Source organism: Candidatus Acidiferrales bacterium (assembly GCA_035934015.1).
Lineage (GTDB): Bacteria > Acidobacteriota > Terriglobia > Acidiferrales > UBA7541 > DAHUXN01.
Window position 1 is genome coordinate 170186 of sequence record DASYYH010000027.1, and the last position, 22741, is coordinate 192926.

The window sequence follows — 22741 nt, forward strand, 5'->3', positions numbered from 1 at the left end:
ACGGCCGTAATCGGGCCTGGCCCCAAATCCACAAACGTTCTGTCAGCTATCGAAAGAGATTTTGAGGTGCTAGGAAATTAGTTGCGGGGGAGAACGAAGCTGCATGGAAACGACAACGCCAACCGATTCTATTCGCGGAGCAGCAAAATCAACAATGCGTGCGAGGCAAACGCGTGGCCTGGACTGGACTAAATCAATTACCCACTGCTGCGGTCCACGGTCGAGGACTATCGACGGTGAGACCATATCCATCTTAGTCGACAGCGAAACATGCTGCGCTGATTTCTTGTTCGGATAATATTTGCCATCCTTGGCCATCGTCGAGAGCCCAGCTACCGTGAATAGCAGCAAGGAAACGACAATGCGAACCGCCACGCGTCGCCACAGATAATTTTGCGACGGCAATATCCCGCTCTGTTTGCGAGGTTTCATGTTGCGTCTGTGACGCTGCGACCTTCACCTGAATCGCGCCTAAATTGCAGGCTCCAAGAACGCAGAATTAATCCTACAGCCATTGTGATGCACAAATCAAGTCACAGGCAGCTTCAGTCTGTTTCACTCTGCGAAACTTGATGAAGATGGTTTCGGCGAGCGTCTGAACTTGCAAAGTATTTTGGAGGCGCGGGTGGGAATCGAACCCACGTATAAAGGTTTTGCAGACCTCTCCCTTACCACTTGGGTACCGCGCCCGTGGCTGACTTAAGTATAGCGAAGTTTCCGCGACCCCGGCCAGCGAATTGGGATTCTCATGACGCCGCGGAATCAGCGAATCGTCAAAGTGAAAGGCATCTGAACACGCACGGGTTCCGTGCGCGCCATGACCGACAAGCGATGGATCATCGATTGAACGGCTGTGTACTCGTCGGGCGGCGCGGAAACGTCGCCTTGCAAGCGATTGAAGAGCAATTCAAAGAACGTCTCGGGTTTGGGTAGCCGCACAAGTTCGACGGACTCGCCGGCAGGAATATGAGCTAGTTGTTTGGCAATGGCGATGGCGCGATCGGTTCCGCCCAAGTAGTCCACAAGCCCCAGGCTCTTGGCTTGCTCCCCACTCCACACGCGTCCTTTGCCGATTTTATCTACTGTGCCCAGGGAAAGATTACGGCCCTTGGAAACGCCGCGCGTGAAATTCGCATAAATGTCCTGGAGCATTTTTTGAACGGACTGCTGTTGCTCCGGCGTGAAATCGCTCTGGTCAGAGTAGAGCGTCGCATTCTCGCTGGTGGCAATATAGTCGGTGCTGATGCCGAGCAGTTGATACAAGCCCGAAAGATTCATCTTGCCGCTAAAGACGCCGATGGACGCTGTGATGGTCTCCGGGTCGGCCACGATCTTATCCGCCGACATCGAAATCCAATATCCGCCCGAAGCGGCCAAATCGGACATAGAAACAACGACAGGTTTTTCGCGCCGAGCCAATTGCACTTCGCGGCGAATGACTTCGCTGGCAACAGAGGAGCCGCCTGGCGAATCCACCCGCAAGATTATCGCGCGAATGTCGGAATCCCTCCGCGCGGAGCGAATTTCCCTGGCGATTGTGTCTCCACCCATCATCGATCCGCCTGTCGGTGTAGTTTGGGAGTCACCCGATACAATTTCTCCGGAAGCATAGATGATGGCGATTTCCGGTCCCGATCCGTCGCTCAGGCTCTGCCGATATTGCCCAAAACCCACCGGATTCCAGTCTCCGACTCCGTGGCGGAAGAAATCCTGTACCTGATCCCAATCCCCGAGGCGATCAACGAGCCTGTCTTGCAAAGCCTCCTTCGGCAAAAAAGGCCCTTGGGGCACGAGATTTGCAAATTGAGTGCGGTCCATGCCGCGCGCAAAAGAAACATCCGTGAGGTATTGATTGTAAACGCTTGTCAGCAGCGCCTGCACTTCCTCGCGATGCGCCGGCGTGAATTTCTTTTCCGTGTATTCATTGGGAGCTGTCTTGTACTCCGCGATATGCAAGAAGTCGGGAACAATTTTCAGTTTATCCAGGCTTCCGCGCAAGAATGTAGCTTCCGCCATCATCCCGCGAACGCCCAATGGATTGGTGGGTTCAAGCCAAACCTGGCTGCAGCCCGTAGCAACGTAATATTCCTCGTTTTCAGCCCCGTCGTAGCCCAAGTAACAAATACTCGGCTTCCGGCTTCTGCGGAAAGCGAGAAGATGATCGTGAATTTCTTCGAGCTTCGCCCATCCGGCTTCGATAGGCGCGATACGCACGACTAGTCCCTTTATCCGATTGTCATCCGCGGCCTGATCGATCGCGTCGTTTATCTCGTGGAGCACACTCACCTGCGACCCGAATAGCGCCGTAGAAAAATCATTAGGCTGCTGTTCCACAACGGAACCACTTAAATTAAGCACAAGGACGGAGTCGGAAGAAATCATCTGTGTGGGGGCAAAAGTCCAGTGCGGAATAGCCCAAAGAAGCAAAATCACGCCAGCAATTACCAGCAGAATTACAAGTGTTCGCCTCTGACCCCACGTCATCAGTTTATCCTTCGCGCACCGACGTGCATTCGTCGTGACTCTCCAAAATTACCATCGGTGCCCTGAAAATTCCATTGGACGCAACATTTTCCACCTGTTCGTTCGTACAGGAGCGCGATGATAGAAGTACAGTTACACGCATTGGGCAATTCTAGTGACAAATTCCATCAAGTCACGCACCGGGTTGTTACCATTTTAGGGCGAGACGACGAAGGCTGCCGCGGGATAAAGAATATTTCTCGGGAGGGGAAGGCCGTGAAAAAACCGATGATGTCCCGAATCATGGAGATCAACAAAGAGCTCCTGCTGATCTTCTCGATCATAGCGTTTGCGGCGGTCATCAATTTCTTTGTGTCAGGCGAGCGGCTGGTTTTGTCGTTCTACAACCTCCCGACCCTCTTCGCGGCATACTATTTTGGCCGGTCGCGAGCCGTCCAGACTGCCTTGGCCTCGGTCCTGATCGTCTCTTGGCTGAATATCATGAATCCGGTCGCGTTCGCAGCGGGACAATCTGTAGCAGAGAGGCACCTGATCAGCTGGGCGGATGTCGCCATTTGGGGTGGCTTCCTCCTGATAACCGCGTATGCCATGGGCACGCTTTACGAAGTCAAAGAAGAAGGGATGGTCGAACTGCGCGAGACGTATTTCGGCGTTCTCCAGATTCTGTGCCAGGTCATTTCCAATGATAAATACACGCAGAACCATTCGTTCCGCGTATCCGTCTATTCAGCAAGACTGGCGGCGGAGATGGGACTTCCCGAGGACCAGATTGAAGACGTTCGCGCCGCCGCTTTGCTCCATGACATCGGCAAGCTCGAGGTGAGCCGCAACATCCTCTACAAGTCAGCGCGGCTTTCGGAAGATGAAATCGCTGAAGTGCAATCGCATTTGCCGCGCGGAGTAGAGGCGCTGCGTCCCGTGGCCGTCGGCGGGACTTTGCGCCGCGTTCTGCCAATTATTCTGGCGCATCACGACAAATTTGACGGAACGGGCTACCATCCGACGAAAGGCGAGGACATTCCCATCGAAGCTCGAATCATCACCGTGGCGGATGTCTATGACGCGCTTGTCAGCGACCGGCCATACCGCAAGGCGATGTCTCCCTTCGAAGCGCGCGACATTATCCTGAAGGGCGCCGGGGCGGATTTTGATCCCAAGGTTGTCGCCGCTTTCGAATCCGCGTTCCGCGGCGGACGGATGGAAGTTCCCGAAGTGCTGGTTTAGTTCGCGGACCAGATCAAATCTGCGCCTCGCGCAAAAAGCGCGCTGCTTCTTCTGGTGGCGTGGGATTGATATAAAAACCGGTTCCCCATTCAAAACCAGCCACGCGCGTGAGCTTCGGCATCATTTCCACATGCCAATGATAATGATCGTTGATTTCCTCGCCGATCGGAGACGTGTGAATCACATAATTGTATGCTGGCCGGTTCAGAACGGCATCGAGACGCGCGAGGAATTCATGGAACAGTTTCGCAAGGCTGGCATAAACGGGACTCGACTGATTCTCAAATGACGAGCTGTGCTGGCGTGGCAGAATCCACGTCTCAAACGGAAAGCGCGGCGCGTAAGGCGCGAGGGCGATGAATTGATCATTGCCCAAAATCACGCGCGTGCCGGTTTCCAGCTCCTGGCGGATCATGTCGCAGAAGATACAGCGCTCCTTGACGTCAAAATACCGCCGCGAGTTATCGACTTCTTCCCGGACGCGCTTGGGAACGATGGGCAGAGCGATGAGCTGAGAGTGCGTATGTTCAAGAGAAGCGCCCGCCGCTTCGCCGTGATTTTTGAAAAGCAAAATGTAGCGGAAGCGTCGGTCGTTTTTTAAGTCTAAGACGCGATCTCGATAGGCCCACAGAACTTCCTCGAGGCATTTCTCGGGAAGCGTCGCAAGTGTGCTCTGATGATCCGGCGTTTCGATAATGACTTCATGCGCGCCGATTCCGTTCATGCGATCAAACAGGCCTTCGCCTTCGCGATCGGCATCGCCTTCAATCCCCAGGGCAGGAAATTTGTTGGGCACGACTCGGACGGTCCAGCCGGGAGTGTCCTTTCCGCATCCATTGCGGCCATAGGCCAGAATCTCTGGGGGCGTCTTCCCTTCGTTTCCCGGGCAAAATGGGCAGAACGAACCGCCCTTCATCTGAACGGGTTCGCGAACGAAATCTGTGGGGCGCTTCCCGCGATCGCTCGAAATAATCACCCAGCGCCCCGTAATCGGATCCTTGCGTAACTCAGGCAATCTTGCATCCTCCTAACTCAGGATATCGCAAATCAAAACTCTATCTTACACCGCGGAGGTAATTCAGGAAGGAGACTCGGTATTCATGCGGGCTATGAATCACTGGCTTCCTGCCGCAAAAGCATTCTTGTGCAAACGAACCACGGGTGGACGCCCCTCGCGGCTCTCAATCGCCACCAAATCGAATCGCCAAGGCGACTCAAGCAAGCGGCGCTCTCGGAGAAATCGCTTTGCCACGCGCTCGATGTGCTGACGCTTCTGAGAAGTCACGGCGAATTCAGGCTGCACCGAGCGCTCTTCCGTTCCAATTCGCGTCTTCACTTCGACAAAAGCAAGGACTGAGCCGTCGTAACCTACGAGATCAATTTCACCTTTGTCTTCCGGAACCCTGTAATTCCGTGCGACGAAAACATAGCCGTGGCGCCGCAGGTACCAATACGCGTATGTCTCACCGTGGATCCCAGTGCGGCGGGCGCGCTCTTTCATCGATTCGCCGATGCGCGATTCCGCCAGTCCCTTTCGGGCAGCAAATTGCATAACCCCAAATACAGCGCGCGAAAACAGCGGCACGGCTACTTGATCACCTCCAACTCAAATTCCATTACCTTACCGCGAACAACATAACAAAGATAAAATTCCCAAAATCGCCGGAAGCGCAGGGAATGGTTCACCAGAAATTCGAACCCGAGATACCGCCACAACTGCAACAGCCGCACGCGGAGTCGCCGCTGCCTTAGGCGCACGCGAGAATACCAGTGATCGTGGCCGTGGATTCCCTCGGAGTAAAAATATCTAAACGAAAAACTATTCAAATGCCACTTATGGGTTGGATCGCAAAAAGAACTGAAATCCGTGTAGTGCGGCGTGATGAGGACGATCATCCCGCCCGCGCGCGTGACACGATGGAATTCCTCAACCGTCTTAATAATATTGTCGACGTGTTCGATCAGATGCGTCGCATGAACCTCGTCAAACACACTGTCGCGAAACGGCAGCGCTCCCTTATCCAAATTACACAGGACGTCGGCCGCGGTATCGGGATTCATATCGATTCCGATCGACCCTGGATACTTTGTCGGTCCACAACCGACGTCCAAAATGCGAGGCAATCTTCCTCCGTACAAATATTCGATAACGCTTTAAAAAAGCTCTATGCTTTCTTCTGCACCTCGGCGATGCATTCGCCAAGAATGCGAAGAGCATGCTCCGCTTGTTCCTCGTCAATCAAGAGCGGCGGAGCGATCCGAATCGTGTTGTCACCGGCTCCAAGAATCAGCAGCCCCTTGTAAAAAGCAAGGTCAACGATTTTGTTGCGCAAATCGGGCGCCCTTTCCTTGGTCTTCTGGTCGCGCACGATTTCGACGCCGATCATCAAGCCAGGACCGCGCACATCTCCGACGATCCTATACCGATCGCGCCAATCCGCCATCTTCGCCGTGATGAACTTGCCCACGCGGTGTGCATTCTGCATGTATTGCTTCTCGATCAGGTCAATCGTGGCGAGCGAAGCCGCAATGCAGATCGGATTGCCGCCAAATGTGGACGCGTGCGCTCCCGGAGGCCAGTTCATGATGTTCGCACTGGCAATCGTCGCGCAGAGCGGCATGCCGGAAGCGATTCCTTTCGCCACGCAAACAATATCCGGCTCGATTTGCGCATGTTCCGAAGCCCACCATTTTCCGGTGCGTCCCATGCCGCATTGAACTTCGTCGGCAACCAGCAAAATTCCGTGCTTGCGGCAGATTCGCTGCAGCTCCTGCAAAAACTTCGCCGGAGCCGGAACGTACCCGCCCTCGCCCTGAATAGGCTCGATGAAAATCGCGGCTACGTCGGAAGGATCCGCGAGACGATGAAAGATCTGATCCTCGAGGAACTCCAGGCATTCCGCCGTTGCTGCATCGGCGCTTTCTCCGGGAGTGCGATAGGCATTGGGAAAGGGCATGTGCATCACGCCGCCGATGAGCGACCCAAATCCTTTGCGCTGGATGGATTTGCTCGACGTCAGCGAGAGCGATCCCATCGTTCGCCCGTGGAAAGAACCGTAAAAGGCGATGAATTTTTCGCGCTTCGTGTGATACCGCGCAAGTTTCATTGCTGCTTCGAGCGCTTCCGTGCCGGAATTGCCGAAATAAACGCGTTTCGAGTCTTTCCCCGGAGCAATCGTTGCCAGTTTCTCGGCCAGCGTCACCATGTTCTCGTAATAAAAATCTGTCCCCGACATGTGGATCAATTCGCCGGCTTGCTTCTGAATCGCAGCGACCACCTCCGGATGGCAATGGCCCGTAGCGACGACAGCTATCCCCGCGGCAAAGTCGAGAAAACGATTGCCGTCAACGTCTTCGATTACCGCGCCTCGGCCAGTCTTGGCAACGAGCGGATAACTTCGCGTGTACGACGGGGAAACGAATTTCGCGTCCTGATTGACGAGCTTCTTTGCCTTAGGTCCCGGCAAAGAAGTGGCAAGGCAAGGCAACTTCCAATTCTCGGCTTTCTTCATAATCTTCCTCTCAAATGGATTTTGTCGCGCGGTCAAAAGCCGCTGCGCCTTTGCGTGAGGAAGGGTCGTTAGTCCACGCCGAAAAGATTGGGTCTTTGCCGAGAAGGCAAACTGTGCCAGGAGGACGGATTTTGAAATCGCAAGCTCACTTCTTCTTCCAGCGAATCCCGCCATCGCGGGTATCTTCCAAAAGAATACCACGGTCCGCAAGTTCCTGGCGGATTTCATCGGCGCGCTTGAAGTTCCGCTGCTTGCGCGCCTGCTGCCGCTCTGCTACAAGCGCATCGATTTCCTCGGGCGTCATTTCCTCGCTGGCCGATTTGAAACCGAGAGAGCGTAGCTTACTTGCGTCGTTGTCTTCGAGCACGGAGAAAATCTGATCGAATTTCTTCATCGCCGTCAGAACGTACGGCGCATCCTGCTGCCGGAATTCGCCGCGATCCATGGCCGTGTTCACATCGCGCACTAAATCAAAAATCGCCGCCAGCGCGACCGCAGTGTTCAGATCATCCACAAGCCCGGCTTCGAAATTTGCAATGGCTTCCTGCGCGCGTTTCTGCATCGCCGGATGATTACCCGGCGGAAATTTGCCTTCCTGAAGCCGCGCCACGAAGTTGCGCAGCCTTTCAACCGAGCTCGCTGCCTGCTGGATGCTGTCCGCCGTAAAGTTGAGCTGCCGTCGATAAGGCACAGACGCAAGCAGATAGCGCACTGTGGACGGTTTATTGCCTTTTTTCAGCAGGTCGCGCAGCGTATAGAAATTGCCGAGCGACTTGGACATTTTCTCGCCATCAATAATCAAGTGCTCGGCATGCAGCCAATAGCGGACGAAGGGATGCCCAGTGGCAGCTTCGCTTTGCGCGATTTCGTTTTCGTGGTGAGGAAACGCGAGATCAACGCCGCCCGTGTGAATATCCAGCGTTTCCCCCAGATACTTCATGGCCATCGCTGAGCATTCGATATGCCAGCCGGGGCGGCCCGGGCCAATACGCGTCTCCCAAAAATGCTCGCCGGGCTTCGGTGCCTTCCACAATGCAAAATCCCGCGCATCGTCTTTCTCGTAGCGATCCGTTTCTACGCGCGCGCCGGCTTGAATGCCGCTCAAATCAATCTTGGAGAGCTTGCCGTAGTCCGGAAATTTCGCGATGCGATAGTAAATCGAGCCGTCGCTTCGGTAGGTCATGCCCTTGGCTTCGAGTTTTTCGATCAGCGCGACCATGTCGTCGATGCAATCGGTGGCGCGAATAAGATGCTCCGGCGTCTCGCAGCTCAGTGCGTTCATATCGTCCTTGAACGCCTGAATATACTGAGCGGTGTAATCGAAGATGCTGATTCCCTTTTCCGCGGCGTTTTGAATGATGCGGTCATCGACGTCGGTGAGGTTCATGACGTGATTCATTCGGAAGCCGCGCGATTTCAAGAATCGCCGCAAAATATCCTGAAAGACAAAAGTTCGGTAATTTCCGATGTGCGCGTAGTCGTAGACCGTCGGGCCGCACGTGTACATGCGTACTTCGGCTGGACGAAGAGGTGTAAACGGCTCCTTTCGATTCGTCAGCGTGTTGTGGAGCAGAATTTCGCCCATTCCGGCGCTCTCCGTTTCAGACATGAATGGAAAATTGGTGGTCTAGCAGCTGCACATTCCGCGCGCGAAGCAAAAATACAGAAACCGACATTCTAGCTGAGGCTTCCTGACGTGGCAAACAGGCGTGACTGCGTGCAGCGACGCGGATCGAACCATTATGGCTTCAATGTGACATGACGCGTGACCGTCACCGCATCGCCACTGTTATTTGCCACTGCGGTATCTGGCCGAGCATTTGCCAGGAACGCTCCCTGCGGCGGAAGACCATAACTCTCGTCGATGAGCAGCGCTTCGACGGGCGCTGCGCTCGGCGACGTAAACTTCATCTCTAGCCCATCCGCCGGAACGTCGACATCGCCATATAAATGCCAGCCGTGCGTGTAGCGAAGCATCCGGCTATCGAGTGGCGGAATGGAATGTCCGAAGGCAAAAACAGATTCGACATCCGCATTCGGCGGAAAACCCAAAATAATTCGCGGCGCGCCTCTCGGGGATTTCAAAAACACGTCGTATTCGTATTTACCCTGCGAGGGTGTGACGCTGCGAACCGTCAGTTCCGGCGCGGGCAAGTTCAGCAAGGGCGCGCTGGCAGCGTATGGCGTGCTCGCGTCCCACGGATAAGTCGCTGTTTTTGTGCGCGCGAATGACGCTGCTTTCCTGAAAGCCGGTGGCAAACGGCCGGAACTTGGATAGGCCAGCCACTCCGCCTGATTTGCATCTGCGTCCAGATGATATTGCAGATTGAGTCCCTCGGGGGAAGTCGCGGAAAAATGCGGCGCGAACAAAGCGGCGATGGCTCCGATCGCCACCGCCAAAACCGTCAGCAATGGGAACTTCCAGCGATTCCCGGCGGAGATGGCTCCGGCAAATGGAGCCAGCGGCGCGGCAATTAGAGCAACGGATACTGCAATCCCCGCCAGGAACACATTGCCCAGCGCGACGTACAAAAACCAAAGCATCCCAAAGCCCGCGATCGCCGCAACGACGGCTGGAATGATCGTGCCAACAGCGATCAACCCTCCGTTGTCGCGCCCCGCAAACAATATGGCCAATCCGAAAATTGCCGCGGTCACGGATGGCACAACAAAAAAATAACTCAAGCCAGGCGCCGAAATTCCCAGCACAAGAGCAACAATGGCCCACCAAATCCAGATGCCGCTCCAAAGTCCCCAGAATCCCGCGAGACGCGCAAACAAAACTCCCACAATCGCCGCAGCGGCGAATCCCAATGCCCAAAAGGCAACGAGGAGTGGCGCAGAATGCGCAACCCAGTTCGATGGAATCGCGCCCGCTTTGCGCAGGAACCATTGCAATACCACGCCGATCACCGCGCTGACGGCGAGAATCGATGGCCAGCCGAAAAGCCCAATCGCATAGGCTTTCATCCGCATCTTTCCGCGCCGCACGAGCACAGCGGCTTCGATAAGCAAGAGCACAAGCGCCAAAATCGCCAGACCGGCAGTCTCGCGTGCGGGCCACCAAATGGTCTTCCACCCAAATAAACCGGCATAAACGGCATCGGACGGCGGTCCGAAATTCAAATCCGAATTCGCAAGCGCGCGAACGGCTTCGAGTCCACTCTCTCCTTCTTCCTGAATGCTCGCGGCGCTGGCATTGTCATAGTTGTCGAGCGGCGTGTGATAGTGCGCGACGTCGTTGATAAACGCAAAATTCAGTCCCTGATAGCCCGCATGCTTGAAAATCGTGAAATCCGTATCGTTCGGCAGGCTCTTATAGACCGTATATGAAAGCGATGTGCCATCCGCGTGGTGAACGGATTTCGCAAAGAGGCGAATCACCCATTGATTGGCATTTCCTGTCTCAAACATCGCCGTGGGCCCGGAGGTCCCGCGATTGTCCATGTTGACGTCGGCGCGAACTTCTTTCGCCCACGGATCGTCCTGAACAAAAGCAACCGCGCCGAACAAACCGGCTTCTTCGCCTTCGTCGAGGAGAAAAACGACAGGATGGCGAAGCGGCGGAGACGCCTTTAGAGCGCGTGCAATCTCGAGCACAGAAACCGTCCCAGCGCCGTCATCCGACGCTCCCGGTCCCGCGGGCACCGAATCGTAATGCGCGGAAACGAGAACAGCTCCCGGCTCGCTCCCATCGAGACGCGCCTCCACATTCTTCACTTCGGCGCATTGACCAAATTCGCCGCAGACGAAGCTATCTTGAACGCGGGATTGATAACCCAACTGAGTTAATTGCGCGACGATGCCATCGCGCACAGTACTGTCCGCAGCGCTGCCCACGGGATGCGGCGCGCCGTTGCCAAGAAGCTGTTTCAATATGTCTTTCGCGCGCGTGGCGGAGAATGCGTTCGTCGGACCATCAGCAGGCTTTGGCGGAGGAGGCTGCGCGCGAAATGCCGCCAAACAGATCACTGCGGCATATAGCGACAGAACGACTACAAACGTACCGCCGCGCGGGGTTTGCTCCGTGAGGTTCACAGGCTCTCCGTATCGATACCGATGATGTGCGCGACATCCTATGGCCACAACGTGGCCAAGTCAACGGGGAGAACGTAGAGAAACAAAATTTGCTCGTTGACGAATCGCCGCACCACCCCTACATTGTCGCTTCACTGAGGAGCTAGCCATGAAAATTCGTTCACTTCCCATTGCAATCGCGATTCTATGCCTCGCGAGCTCCGCCGTCTTCGGCCAGGGAGGCGGCGCCAGCAACACATCGGCGAGCCAGGTCCTGACGCCGCAGCAGGCTCTGAACATGCGTCGCATTTCGGATTTGCGATTTTCTCCGGACGGCATGCGCCTGGCATTCACGCTCGCCGAACCTCCCAAAGGCACCGACAATCCCCACCATATCTGGATACTGGATGTGGCGACCCGGCAAATGCGTCAGTACACATTCTCGGACAAGTCCGATGATTCGCCGCGATGGTCGCCCGACGGCAAGTTTCTGGCGTTTCTTTCCAGCCGCGAAGAAAATCAGCAAATTTATCTCATGCCTTTAAGCGGTGGCGATGCGTACCCGATTACCGAAGGCAAGCGCAGCATCAGTTCGTTTGAATGGTCGGCAGATGGAAAGCAAATCGCCTTCCTCGCTCCCGACGAGCCGACAGCCGCACAACAGAAGAAAGAAAAAGACAAAGACGATGCGATTGTCGTCGATCATCAAGACAAGAATAATCGTCTCTGGCTTCTGGATGTCGCGACAAAGAAGGCTCACGCGGTTACCGCTGCGAATTGGGAAGTTCGGCAGTTGGAATGGACGCCTCAAGGTGAAAGCATCATCGTCTCCGCGACGGATCATCCGGAATCGGAAAACGATACCAACCGCATCTTCGCCGTCGATGTTTCGACGGGAAAAATGTCTCTGTTGTTCGCTCCCGTAGGACCGTTCGGAAACATTCTCGTTTCGCCAGACGGAAAGCAATTCCTATATGCAGGCGCGCGCGTTGATGGTCCAGAGCCACACGACATCTATGTGCGTTCGATTGACACTCCAGCTTCCGACGCGAGTCGTAATCTCACCGCCGCGGGGCTAGATCGCCCTTCGTTCGAATTTCAATGGCGGCCCGACGGCAACGTGATGGCCGTTGCCCAAACAGGGTTCAGGACAACGCTTTATTCCATCGCCATGGATGGCTCAGCGAAGCCCATCGACAATGCCGAGCCGAACCCGCACAGCTTTGCCGTTTCATCTTCCGGGGAGCTTGCATTTGTCGGTCAATCTGCCACGCAGCCGCCAGAAATCTATCTTTCCGCAAACGGCGGCGCACCGGAACGCGTCACCCATTTGAATGCAAGCTGGGATTCCATCACGCTCGCAAAACCGCAGTTTTTCCATTACAAGAGCTTCGATGGCCTCTCGATCGAAGGAGAACTTCTGCGCCCGCTCAATTCCACCGGAAATTCGCCGAAGCCTACGGTGATTCTGGTTCACGGCGGGCCGACAGGCGCATGGTCCGACAACATCGACATCTGGGGACAGTTGCTCGCGGCGCATGGCTTCGCTGTCGCTTACTTCAATATTCGCGGCTCGACGGGCTACGGCGAGAAATTTGTGGAGATGAACCGAGCGGATTGGGGCGGCGCCGATTTCAAGGACGTAATGGCCGGCGTGGATCACTTGGTCGCGCAAGGCGTCGCCGATCCGAATCGCCTCGGCATCGGCGGATGGTCCTACGGCGGTTACATGGCGGAATGGGCCATCACGCAGACCAATCGCTTCAAGGCGTCCGTTTCCGGCGCCGGCATGGTGGACCTGATCGCCGAATTCGAAACGGAAAATGGCCCGTCGTACGATAAATGGTTCTGGGGCCTTCCCTACGATCAACAGGAAGTGATGCTGAAGCACTCACCCTATCTGTATTTGAAAAACGCGCACACGCCGATTCTGATTCTTCAAGGCATCAACGACACGACCGATCCGCTCGGCCAGAGCACGGGCCTTTATCGCGGATTGAAATTTTACGGCGCTCCAGCAGAGCTGGTGGAATATCCGCGCGAAAATCACGGATTCCACGAAGAAAAGCACGAACTCGACCGCCTCAACCGCATCGTCGCCTGGTACGAGGAGTATCTGAAATAGGCCACGAGATTTCGCACTCTGGGGCTCCCTCCCCGCGTTCTCTGCTGGCACATTTCCCGCGCAAAGGCTTTACACGCCTCTGGCCTCGTGCTATCGTCGTCCGCATCACCGCCGATCCGAAGCGCCAGGCGGCTGGGCCTGCTCCGCGCGACCCGCCACGATTTTTGTCCCTGTATTTCGCAATACGGAAGCCGAATTGCGGCCAAATCCGCGTATGATGCGGAAGCGCCAGACCGAATCCGAGGAGCGGCGTGCTCAAACTGCGTAAAGTCGAAATACTGGGCTTCAAATCCTTCTGCGATAAGACGCAGATCGTCTTCAGCGGCAGCGGCGTCACGTGCATTGTCGGGCCGAACGGCTGCGGCAAATCCAACGTCGTGGATGCCGTTTCCTGGGTGCTCGGTGAGCAGAGCCACAAGATGCTTCGCGCCGAGCGCATGTCGGATTGCATCTTCAATGGCACAGCCAAGCGCCCGCCGCTCGGCGTCGCCGAAGTTTCCCTGACGCTCGTTGATCCCGAGCTCACCGATGCGGTTTCGAAAGTATTGGGCGACGGCGCGGAAAATTCTGCCGAAGCACCGGTCGAAGAAGTGGCCGCGCAGATAGAACCTGGTCCTGCTGAATCTTCCGAGACAGCGGTCGCCGCTGAGGCAGCGTCCGACGAAGGCAAGCCAGTCAAGACATTTAAAAAGCGCGGCTCCGAAAAACCAGCAATCCACATGAAGCCAGGAGAAGTTGTCGTCGGCCGCCGCCTCTACCGCTCGGGCCAGAGCGAATACCTGCTCAACGGCCGTGTCGCCCGTCTTCGCGACGTGCAGGAACTTTTCATGGGCATGGGCCTGGGGCCAGACTCATACGCCATCATCGAGCAAGGCCGCATCGGCCAGATTCTCAACTCGCGCCCCATGGATCGTCGCGCACTCATCGAAGAGGCCGCAGGAATCACGGTTTACAAAACGAAGCGGCGGCTCGCCGAAGCCAAGCTGGAAGCGTCGAAGGTAAATCTCGCGCGAGTCAACGACATCCTCGTCGAAGTCGAAAAACAGCTCGCCTCGCTCAAACGCCAGGCGTCCAGGGCGCGGCGATATACAGAATTGCGCGAAGAGATGCGCGGCTTGATGTGCGTTGTGCTCGCCAGCAAAGCGCGCCGCCTCGAATCCGAAGCCGAAAGGCTCGAAGCGGCCCTCGCTGAAATCATTTCTGCGGAAAGCCGCGGCATTTCGGAGATCCGCGAACTCGAGGCGGAACAAGAGCGCCTCAACGCGCGCAACTATGAACTCGAAGGCGAGCTGCGCCAGCTTCAAAATCTCTTGAATCAGTCCGCGCTGGAGCTCGACCGCGCGGAAAACCGCGTGGCATTCAATCGCGAGCAGGCCGCGCAGATCTACGCGCGTATGGGGACTCTCGCGGCGGAAATTGCGCAATCGGAAGCGCAGGCCGCGCAAGTGGAAGCGCGTCTCGCAGGCCATCGCGAAAGCGTGGCAGCGCTGCGCGAGGAATCCCTGCGCATCGAGACGCACTTGCAGGAATTCGTAAGGCAGATCGAGTCCGATTGTGCTGAGCAAGTCGCGCTCGAGCAAAAGATCGCGAGCCTTCGCGACGCAGCTTCGCGCAGCGGCGAGGATTCCGTCCGCGCGCAAGTGGAATCTCTGCAAGCCGAAGATTTGCTGACGCGCATTTCCCTGGAACAAAGCCAGCGCCAGGAAACTTGCGCGCAGATCGAGGCACAGCGCGTGGCGCAGATTGAAAAAAACCAGGAAGCGCACGCCCGGCACCAGCAAGCGGAACAGATCGCTCGTCAGCTTGAGCAACAGGTTCGCGCCGGGCAGGAGGCGTCAGTCGCGCTCCGTCATTCGCACCAGGAAGCGTCGCAGCGCAACGAAAAGTTGCGCGAGGAACTGAGTGCCGCGCGTGCTCGCCGCAGCTCCCTCGAACAAATTTTGAATGACCGCGCATACACGGCCGAGGCAGTCCAGAAACTATTTTCAGCCAATGGCGGGAGCGAATCGCGCGGCTTCCGCGCTGTCGGCGTGCTCGCCGATTACGCCGAAGTCCAGGAGCAATACGAGGGAGCCGTCGAGCAATTTCTGCGCGATGAGCTGGAATATGTCGTCGTCGAGACATTTGATCATGCTCGCGCAGGCGTCAATTTGCTGCGCGATGAAATGGGCGGCCGCGCCACCTTCTTTGTCGATTCTCTGCGCCATTTGAAATACGAGCCCAAATCAGATCCGGCCATGCTTTCCTCCGCCGGAATTGTTTCTCGGCTCGATAAACTTGTTGATTTTCGCGATCCTCTCGGCCCGGCGGCGAAGCAGTTCCTCTCCAAGCTGCAGGACGCCTATCTGGTGGAGACCGCTGCGGAAGCCGAGCAGCTCGCGCACGCAGATCCCCAAAAACATTTCGTCACGCTCGATGGCACCTGCTACCACGGCCGCATGGTCACCGGCGGACGCCCCGGCGAAGCTGGTCCGCTCGCCTTGAAGCGCGAATTGCGCATGCACGAAGCCGAAGCCGTGCGCCTCGAACGCTTGACCGCGGAAACGCATGCGGAATTGACTCGTCTCGAAGAGGAACAGCGCCGCGTCGAAGCCGATCTCGCGCAAAATCTCGTCAAGCACGTGGAAGCCGAGCGCGCTCGCGTCAGCGCGTTTCATCAGTTGGAACAAGCCCACGAAGAGCTGTCGCGATTCGAGCAACAGCTTGCCGAAGTTGAGCGTGAAGTCGCCCGGCTTGCCGGCGAAGCCGAAGAGGCGCGCGCGCGCGCCAACGATACTCGGCGTTTGAGTGAGCAGGCTCTGATGTCGCGCGCCGGCGCCGAACAGCAAGCCTCAGAAGCCACCGAGCGTTTAGCTGCCATACGCGAACAAGTGCAGATGCAACAGGGAATCCTGGCCACTCGGCGCGAGGAGCTGGCGGCCATGTCCGAGCGGCTGGCAAACGCCGAAACCCTCGAAGCGCGCTTGGCGGAGGAGTTCAATCAGGCGCGTGAACGCATGGGCGCTCTTCAGGAGCAGCATGGCGCCCTGACGCGCGAAAAATCTGAACGCGAGGCCGGCAGCGCGCAGCTCGAACAGCAAATCGAACATCATCGCAATGAGAAAAATCGGCTGCAACAGCGCCAAATGGAACTCGAATCGCAATGGAACGCGCTGCGCGACCGCGCCGCGAATCTCGATGACGGCCTGCGCACAAAAAGGCAGCTTTTCGAGGAGGTGCGCGCCAATCGCAACCAGAGCGAGATCGAAAAGGCCCGCAACGATTCCGATCGCGAATATCTGCGCCAGACGTGCATGGCCGAGGCCAATGCCCAGCCCGAGGAGCTGGTCGCGCAACAGGAACACTGGATCGAGGGCGAAGAGCTCGCTGCTGCGGAAGCGAGCTACGCCGAAAAGAAAGAACGCCTCGAGTCCATGGGCCCGGTCAACATGATGGCCCTCGAGGAATATCAGGAATGCGACCAGCGCAACACCTTCCTCACGCGGGAGCGTGACGACCTCGTCGAATCAATACAAAATACGCAGCAGGCCATCACGGAGCTGGACACCGTTTCGCGCCAGAAATTCGAGGAAGCCTTCACGGTCATCAATCGGAATTTCTCCGAGGCATTTCGCGTTCTATTTGGCGGCGGCTCCGGAGAAATGCGTTTGACCGAGCCGGATAGCTCAGGCGATTGCGGCATCGACATCGTCGCTCAGCCGCCCGGCAAGCGTCTTCAGAATATTATGCTTCTTTCCGGCGGCGAAAAGGCTATGACGGCTCTCGCCCTGCTGATCGCCGTGTTCCGCTTCCAGCCGAGCCCGTTCTGCATACTCGACGAAGTTGACGCGCCGCTCGACGAAGCCAACGTTGGCCGCTTCAATCGCATGCTCCTCGATATGGGCGAGCAAACGCAATTCATCATTGTGACGCATAATCGCAAGACCATGGAGATGGGTTCCGTGCTCTATGGCGTCACGATGCAGGAACCCGGCGTCTCCAAGCTCGTCTCAGTTCGTTGGGACGAGCCCGTCGAGCGCGCGCGATCCACGGCTGCGTAGCGTGCGCCGCGCAGCCGGCTGCGCACTGTGAAAAAGTTTTCCTCAGGTCCACCTTATCCGTTGACAACGTTTCTCTCTGCGCTAGAATTGCGTCCTCTTTTTTAACGAGGAAAAAATCTTGGCGACTCCAGCAAATCATCCAATTTCACAGACAGATTTTCCGGGCCTGAAGCTCATCGCGCGGGGAAAAGTTCGCGACATCTACGATCTCGGCGAGCATCTGCTAATCGTCGCAACCGATCGTCTCTCAGCGTTCGACGTCATTCTCCCCACGCCGATTCCCGATAAAGGTCGCGTGCTGACGCAGCTTTCTCTCTTCTGGTTCGATAAGCTCGCAAGCATTTGTCCGCATCATGTAATTAACGCGACGGACTTTTCTGGTTCGCTGGCAAATTATCGCAGCGAGCTGCAGGGCCGTTCCATGATCGTCCGCCGCACGAACCCGCTTCCGATTGAGTGCGTCGCGCGCGGCTATATTTCCGGCTCGGGCTGGAAGGACTATCGCGCGACGGGAAAAATCTGCGGCATCCCGCTGCCTGCGGGATTGAAGGAATCTGATCGCCTTCCCGAACCGATCTTTACGCCAGCGACAAAAGAAACCACGGGCCACGATGAAAATATTTCTTTCGAGGAAACGGCATCTCGCATCGGACAGGAGCTTGCCGCGCGCCTCCGCGACATCACCCTTGAAGTCTATAAGCGTGCATCGGAATACGCTGCGGAACGCGGAATCATTATCGCGGATACAAAATTGGAATTCGGCATGGACGGCAGCGAGTTGATCTGGATCGATGAAGCGCTCACGCCGGATTCTTCGCGCTTCTGGCCCGCAGACTCGTATGCGCCTGGCAAAGCGCAGCCTTCGTTCGATAAGCAATTTGTCCGTGATTATCTCGAGCGCATTGGCTGGGCGAAGCAGCCGCCGGCGCCCGCGCTCCCGCCGGATGTCGTCAACGGAACGCGCGCCAAGTATCGCGAAGCCTACGAGCGATTGACGGGACATCCGCTTCCTTGAGGCTTCGTTTCGCTGACCCGCAGCACGCCCCCGGAGCAGTACTTCGGAGGATGAAAACTTGAGAGATCAATTGGAAGCCCTCGTAGGGCAGATGGTGGAGCGCGGGATTCTGCTTGAGGAAGCAGTCGCGGAATTCGAGCGGCGCTTCATCAAACGCGCCATCGATCAGTCCGGCGGCAATCAGACCCGTGCCGCGCGTGTACTGGGCATTCACCGCAATACGCTGAGCCGCAAGATCGGCGAATACAAACTGGAGAGCAACGGCCATCGCCGCGCCCATCGCTGAATCCTGAACTAAAAGCTTTTGCTCTCCGACTCTGTTGCCTTCCCGAAAAAGAAAATGGCCGCCGCGTAACCTGCGTGCGGCGGCCGTACTCCAGCGAATCTATATTTCTACTTCGCGCCCGGACGATGCGGCTTCTTCTCGCCCTTCTCCGGCGGAATTACCGACGGATCGACCGTGCATTTATCGAAATGCACAAGGAATGGCTGCGCATCATAGCTCACCAGAGTTCCGGTGAATTTGATCTCGCCATTCTTTAGCAAACGTGCCGCTTCCGGTTGCACAGGAACATCCGTCGGAGCCGCACCGCCCGCTGGTGCCGCTGGCGGCGCCGTGTGAACCAGCACATCCAGATTGGGCGTCGTGCCAGCTTCAATCGCCTCTCCCGTCGCGGCCGTGAACACCTTGAAATCAATCGTATCCGTCCCCGGCGTAACATCAGTGATCTTGCCAACCACGGAAGGAATTTCCTGCCCGCAGACCGCAAGCCAGGTCATCTTCGCTTTGTCGCCGCCAGTCTGCAAATCGCTCAAAATCGAAAGCAAATTGCTGGCCTGGAGAATTTTGTTCAAGTCTGCGGCATTCGGAATCGAATACGTTGTCGGCCGCGTGCCCTGCGTTCCGGCCAGTTGAATCAGCTCATTCAGTTGCGCATCCAGCAAAGTACCGCAGGCAGGCTGCTCATAATTGAACATTTCTGCGCGCAAGTACGACTGAATCTGCGCCTTGCCTGAACCGTTCAGAGCCACGGCGCGCGCCAAATCCCAAAATCCATTCATATACAGATCCGTGAGCGCGCTGCTGTCAGTCGCCGGCGCTGGTGTCGCGGCACCCGTCGCTGGAGTAGCAGGAGTCGTCGATGCCGCCCCATTCGCAGGCGTTGCTGGCGTCTGCGACTGCGCAGGAGCCTGCTGCGCTGCCAACTGCAAATACGAAACGCCAAGCCGATAATACGTCGCCGCTGTGGTTTGATCCGCCGTGCTGCCCGTGGCGGCAACGTCCGCATTGAATGAATCAATGGCGTTCTTGTAGTCCTTCATGTCAAACGACGCAATTCCCGCCGTGTAATTAAAGAGCAAAATCACCGGCTTCTTCGACTGCGCGAATTGATCGTCCGTCTGATTGGCGGGCTTGGGAATCTGAGCCAGAACCTTCAAACCATCCAGCGCCGATTGCCGCGCTTTCGTCAATTCATCCTGCGCGTTCGCATCCTTCTCGTTGAACGACTGATTGAACGCCACAGCGCGCAGATAGAGTGCCTGCAGCCGGTCGCCCGTGATGGCTTCCTTCGATTCGCCTGGAATCAAGAGCAGCTTGTCATCCGGAACCGCCAGAAACTTGTCGACGTATTCGATGGTTTTTGGAAAGTTCTTCAGTTGGTTGTACGTCGTGTAATAAATCTTGTACGCGAGCGGCACAAGAACGGAGTTCGGAAATTTGGAGACGAAATCGTCGAGACCTTGAACCTTCGCTTGCGGGTCATTTTGTCCCGCAGCTGTCTGGAATGCGTTATATTCCGACAGCGTGTACGGCGTTTTCGACGCTTGCTGGTCCTGCGCGTACGCCATCGAAGCGCTCGCTGCCAGCAACGCTGTCGCAAACGTCAAAACTGAGATCCCGGCGAACCACTTTCGCATCATCGTCCTATTGCCTCCTCGCTCGGATCCGCAAATCTCGAAATTCACATCAAGCTTGCGCGTATCAAAATTGCGGATGAAGAAACCCTCGGATTATAGGGAAAGCCTGCGAGTCACGCAAGACGAATTCCCTTTTCTTTTCGTCCCTGCGAACGCGCTTTCCGTCCCAGTGATGCCACGACCTATTTGGTGAGATGATGACTCAGCGCCAAGTGTCGCCTCGAACTCCAAGGAGGTAAATCTCATGCCCAATGAATCAACCCTCGCCGGTCAGCACGCTCTCATCACCGGCGCCAGTCGTGGTATCGGGCTTGCTATTGCTCAACGCCTCGGACGCATGGCCGCGCGCATCACCATTTGCGGCCGTAACGAGAGATCTCTCGCCGACGCTCGCTCGCAACTCCAAAAAGAAGGCATCGACGCATTCGCTTTCGCCGCCAACGTCGCCGATAGCCACCAAGTTTCTAGCCTCGTCGAAGCCGCCAGCGCAAAATTCGGCGCCATCGAAATTCTCGTCAACAACGCCGGCGTCGGCCGTTTCGGTCCCATTCAGCAGTTCACCGAAGCGGACTGGGATACCGTGTTAGACACCAACCTTAAAGGAGTGTTCCTGGTCAGCCGCGCAGTCATGCCCGGGATGATTTCGCGCGGCCGCGGCCACATCGTCAACATCAGCTCGCTCGCCGGCAAAAACTCCTTCGCTGGCGGCAGCATTTACTGCGCATCGAAATGGGGTCTGCTTGGCCTGACCTATTCCATGGCCGAAGACTTGCGCGCTCACGGCATTCGCGTCGCCGCCGTCTGCCCCGGCTCTGTCGCGACGGAATTCTCGCCCCACGCCGGCAAAGACCCGCGCAAAATGCTTCAGGCCGAAGACGTCGCCCACGCCGTCGCCATGATCCTCACCGAAGCGCCGCAATCCTTCATCAGCGAAGTCCTCCTCCGCCCCACCCAAAAGCCATAGCGCGTGGCAATGACCCCGGTGCGGCGCTTTAAGACGACGTGCTCGAGCCGAACGGATCTTCGAGTGACGGGCTCGCCGGAGTCAACAGCTCGGCTCCATCTTCGGTGACGTGCATGTCATCTTCGAGCCGAATTCCAAATTCGCCCGGGATGTAGATACCCGGCTCGTCGCTGGTCGTCATGTTCGCTTGCAGCACCGGATGCAGAGGCGAACCCCACATGTTGTTGTCGACCAGGTACGGCCATTCATGCATGTCCATGCCCAAGCCATGACCGACGCGATGAGTGAAGTACTTGAAGCCAGGGCCGTAACCAGCGTCAACGATGACTTTGCGCGCGGCCGCGTCGACAGTCCCCGTCACTACGCCGGGCCTCGCAGCTTTCAAAGCAGCCTGCTGCGCTGCGTGGACGATATCGAAAACCTTCGCCATCTTGTCAGTCGGTTTGCCCAGCACAAATGTCCGAGTGATGTCCGACGTAAACCCTTCCACCCTGCAGCCATCGTCGAGCATGATGATTGTGCCTTCGCGGATGGTTTGCGGCGTTCTCGACCCGTGAGGCAAAGCCGTGTATTCGCCGATATTCATGCTCGCTTCTCCCACGAATCCCACTTGGGCGTAGGCGGCATGGATCAAAGCTTGCACGTCGGCTCCCGTCATCCCCACTTTCAGGGACTTGTAGACCGCTTCATAAACGCTGAGCGTAGCGTGCGCCGCCAGCCGGATGCACTCGACCTCGTGGTCGCTCTTGATCATGCGGCACCCGGCCGTGACCGGCGTTGCGCTGACGGTCTCGATTGCGTGCGCGCCCGCGTTGGCGAGACTATTCGAGAAGACGTATTTGACCTCCTCTTCAATTCCCAGCCGGCCAGTGCTGATGCCGTGATCTTTCAGGCTCGTAATGAGCAGCGCGAACGGATTCTCGTCTTCCTGCCATATTCGGATGTCAGCCGCTGATCCGAAAGGGCTATTGGCCAAAATCTCTCGCGCGCGTCCCTCCTCGAACGCCGGACATACGATGAACGGATTCGCTCTGGCGGGAATCACCACCGCCCACAGACGCTCGCCTCCGCCGATCTGCGCATTGGCGAAATAGAGCGTCGACGTGCCTCCGCACAGCGCGATGGCGTCAATCTCGTTCGCCGTCATCAGGCTCTTGGCCTTTTCGACGCGCGCCATGCGCTCCTCGTTCGTGATCGGACGCACACGCGGCGTCATCGACGGCAGCGCCGCAATCGCTGGCGGCAGCGGCCCGCGCATCGCTTCCTGAGGCTGCCGTTCCTGCGCCAAAGTCGAAGCACCCATCAGGGACTTGCTCGCGGCGGCTGCCGCAACACCTGCCGACGTCAATCGCAGAAATGAGCGCCTTGACCACATCGCTTCCTCCTCAGTCCGAAGATGACTTCTTCCGTTCCATCCAGCGCCTTGCCTCGCCGCGATGG

The 22741-nt window shown here is 56.9% G+C and carries 16 protein-coding genes and 1 tRNA gene; 6 read left to right on the top strand and 11 right to left on the bottom strand.

Features of this window, described 5'->3' with window-relative positions; genetic code table 11:
- Window positions 1–69: 69 nt before the first annotated feature.
- The 3 genes from VGR81_13770 to sppA form a co-directional block, all read right to left on the bottom strand.
- On the bottom strand, window positions 70–432 hold the full coding sequence (locus VGR81_13770) for a hypothetical protein (GenBank protein HEV2290007.1): 363 nt from the start codon (window positions 430–432) through the stop codon (window positions 70–72).
- Between the two features lie 182 nt (window positions 433–614).
- Window positions 615–689, bottom strand: a tRNA-Cys gene (locus tag VGR81_13775).
- A gap of 73 nt (window positions 690–762) precedes the next feature.
- On the bottom strand, window positions 763–2484 hold the full coding sequence (sppA, locus tag VGR81_13780) for a signal peptide peptidase SppA (GenBank protein HEV2290008.1): 1722 nt from the start codon (window positions 2482–2484) through the stop codon (window positions 763–765).
- Between the two features lie 255 nt (window positions 2485–2739).
- On the opposite strand from sppA, the gene VGR81_13785 reads away from it, so the two are divergent.
- Window positions 2740–3708 carry an HD-GYP domain-containing protein gene (locus VGR81_13785; protein ID HEV2290009.1) on the top strand — a complete coding sequence of 323 codons (969 nt, stop codon included), beginning with the start codon at window positions 2740–2742 and terminating at the stop codon, window positions 3706–3708.
- A 13-nt stretch (window positions 3709–3721) separates the two neighbouring features.
- Here VGR81_13785 and galT read toward each other — a convergent pair whose 3' ends face one another.
- The 6 genes from galT to VGR81_13815 form a co-directional block, all read right to left on the bottom strand.
- Entirely contained in the window at window positions 3722–4723 is a 1002-nt protein-coding gene (gene galT, locus VGR81_13790) for a galactose-1-phosphate uridylyltransferase (protein HEV2290010.1), read from the bottom strand.
- Window positions 4724–4822: 99 nt separating this feature from the next.
- Window positions 4823–5293 carry a YraN family protein gene (locus tag VGR81_13795; protein HEV2290011.1) on the bottom strand — a complete coding sequence of 157 codons (471 nt, stop codon included), beginning with the start codon at window positions 5291–5293 and terminating at the stop codon, window positions 4823–4825.
- Window positions 5294–5295: 2 nt separating this feature from the next.
- Window positions 5296–5769 carry a methyltransferase domain-containing protein gene (locus VGR81_13800; protein ID HEV2290012.1) on the bottom strand — a complete coding sequence of 158 codons (474 nt, stop codon included), beginning with the start codon at window positions 5767–5769 and terminating at the stop codon, window positions 5296–5298.
- Between the two features lie 104 nt (window positions 5770–5873).
- Window positions 5874–7220 (bottom strand): acetyl ornithine aminotransferase family protein, encoded by a 1347-nt coding sequence (locus VGR81_13805; protein ID HEV2290013.1) that lies wholly within the window; start codon window positions 7218–7220, stop codon window positions 5874–5876.
- Between the two features lie 145 nt (window positions 7221–7365).
- Window positions 7366–8805, bottom strand: coding sequence for a cysteine--tRNA ligase (cysS, locus tag VGR81_13810; protein HEV2290014.1), 1440 nt, complete (start codon window positions 8803–8805; stop codon window positions 7366–7368).
- Window positions 8806–8960: 155 nt separating this feature from the next.
- Entirely contained in the window at window positions 8961–11258 is a 2298-nt protein-coding gene (locus tag VGR81_13815) for a M28 family peptidase (GenBank protein HEV2290015.1), read from the bottom strand.
- 148 nt (window positions 11259–11406) lie between these two features.
- On the opposite strand from VGR81_13815, the gene VGR81_13820 reads away from it, so the two are divergent.
- The 4 genes from VGR81_13820 (at window position 11407) to VGR81_13835 (ending at window position 18703) form a co-directional block, all read left to right on the top strand.
- Window positions 11407–13362 (top strand): S9 family peptidase, encoded by a 1956-nt coding sequence (locus tag VGR81_13820; GenBank protein ID HEV2290016.1) that lies wholly within the window; start codon window positions 11407–11409, stop codon window positions 13360–13362.
- A 251-nt stretch (window positions 13363–13613) separates the two neighbouring features.
- Window positions 13614–17402, top strand: a complete 3789-nt coding sequence (smc, locus tag VGR81_13825) for a chromosome segregation protein SMC (protein ID HEV2290017.1) — start codon at window positions 13614–13616, stop codon at window positions 17400–17402.
- 118 nt (window positions 17403–17520) lie between these two features.
- Window positions 17521–18417: a phosphoribosylaminoimidazolesuccinocarboxamide synthase gene (locus VGR81_13830; protein HEV2290018.1), complete on the top strand. Its 897-nt coding sequence runs from the start codon at window positions 17521–17523 to the stop codon at window positions 18415–18417.
- A gap of 58 nt (window positions 18418–18475) precedes the next feature.
- The gene (locus VGR81_13835; protein HEV2290019.1) at window positions 18476–18703 is read left to right on the top strand and encodes a helix-turn-helix domain-containing protein; all 228 of its coding nucleotides are present in this window, start codon (window positions 18476–18478) and stop codon (window positions 18701–18703) included.
- A 107-nt stretch (window positions 18704–18810) separates the two neighbouring features.
- Here the strand turns inward: VGR81_13835 and VGR81_13840 are convergent, their stop codons facing one another.
- Window positions 18811–20340 carry a hypothetical protein gene (locus VGR81_13840; GenBank protein HEV2290020.1) on the bottom strand — a complete coding sequence of 510 codons (1530 nt, stop codon included), beginning with the start codon at window positions 20338–20340 and terminating at the stop codon, window positions 18811–18813.
- 241 nt (window positions 20341–20581) lie between these two features.
- Here VGR81_13840 and VGR81_13845 point away from each other — a divergent pair, with 241 nt between their 5' ends.
- On the top strand, window positions 20582–21301 hold the full coding sequence (locus VGR81_13845; GenBank protein HEV2290021.1) for an SDR family NAD(P)-dependent oxidoreductase: 720 nt from the start codon (window positions 20582–20584) through the stop codon (window positions 21299–21301).
- 28 nt (window positions 21302–21329) lie between these two features.
- On the opposite strand, the gene VGR81_13850 is transcribed toward VGR81_13845, so the two are convergent.
- Complete coding sequence (locus VGR81_13850) at window positions 21330–22676, bottom strand: Xaa-Pro peptidase family protein (GenBank protein ID HEV2290022.1); 1347 nt, start codon at window positions 22674–22676, stop codon at window positions 21330–21332.
- Window positions 22677–22741 lie beyond the last annotated feature (65 nt).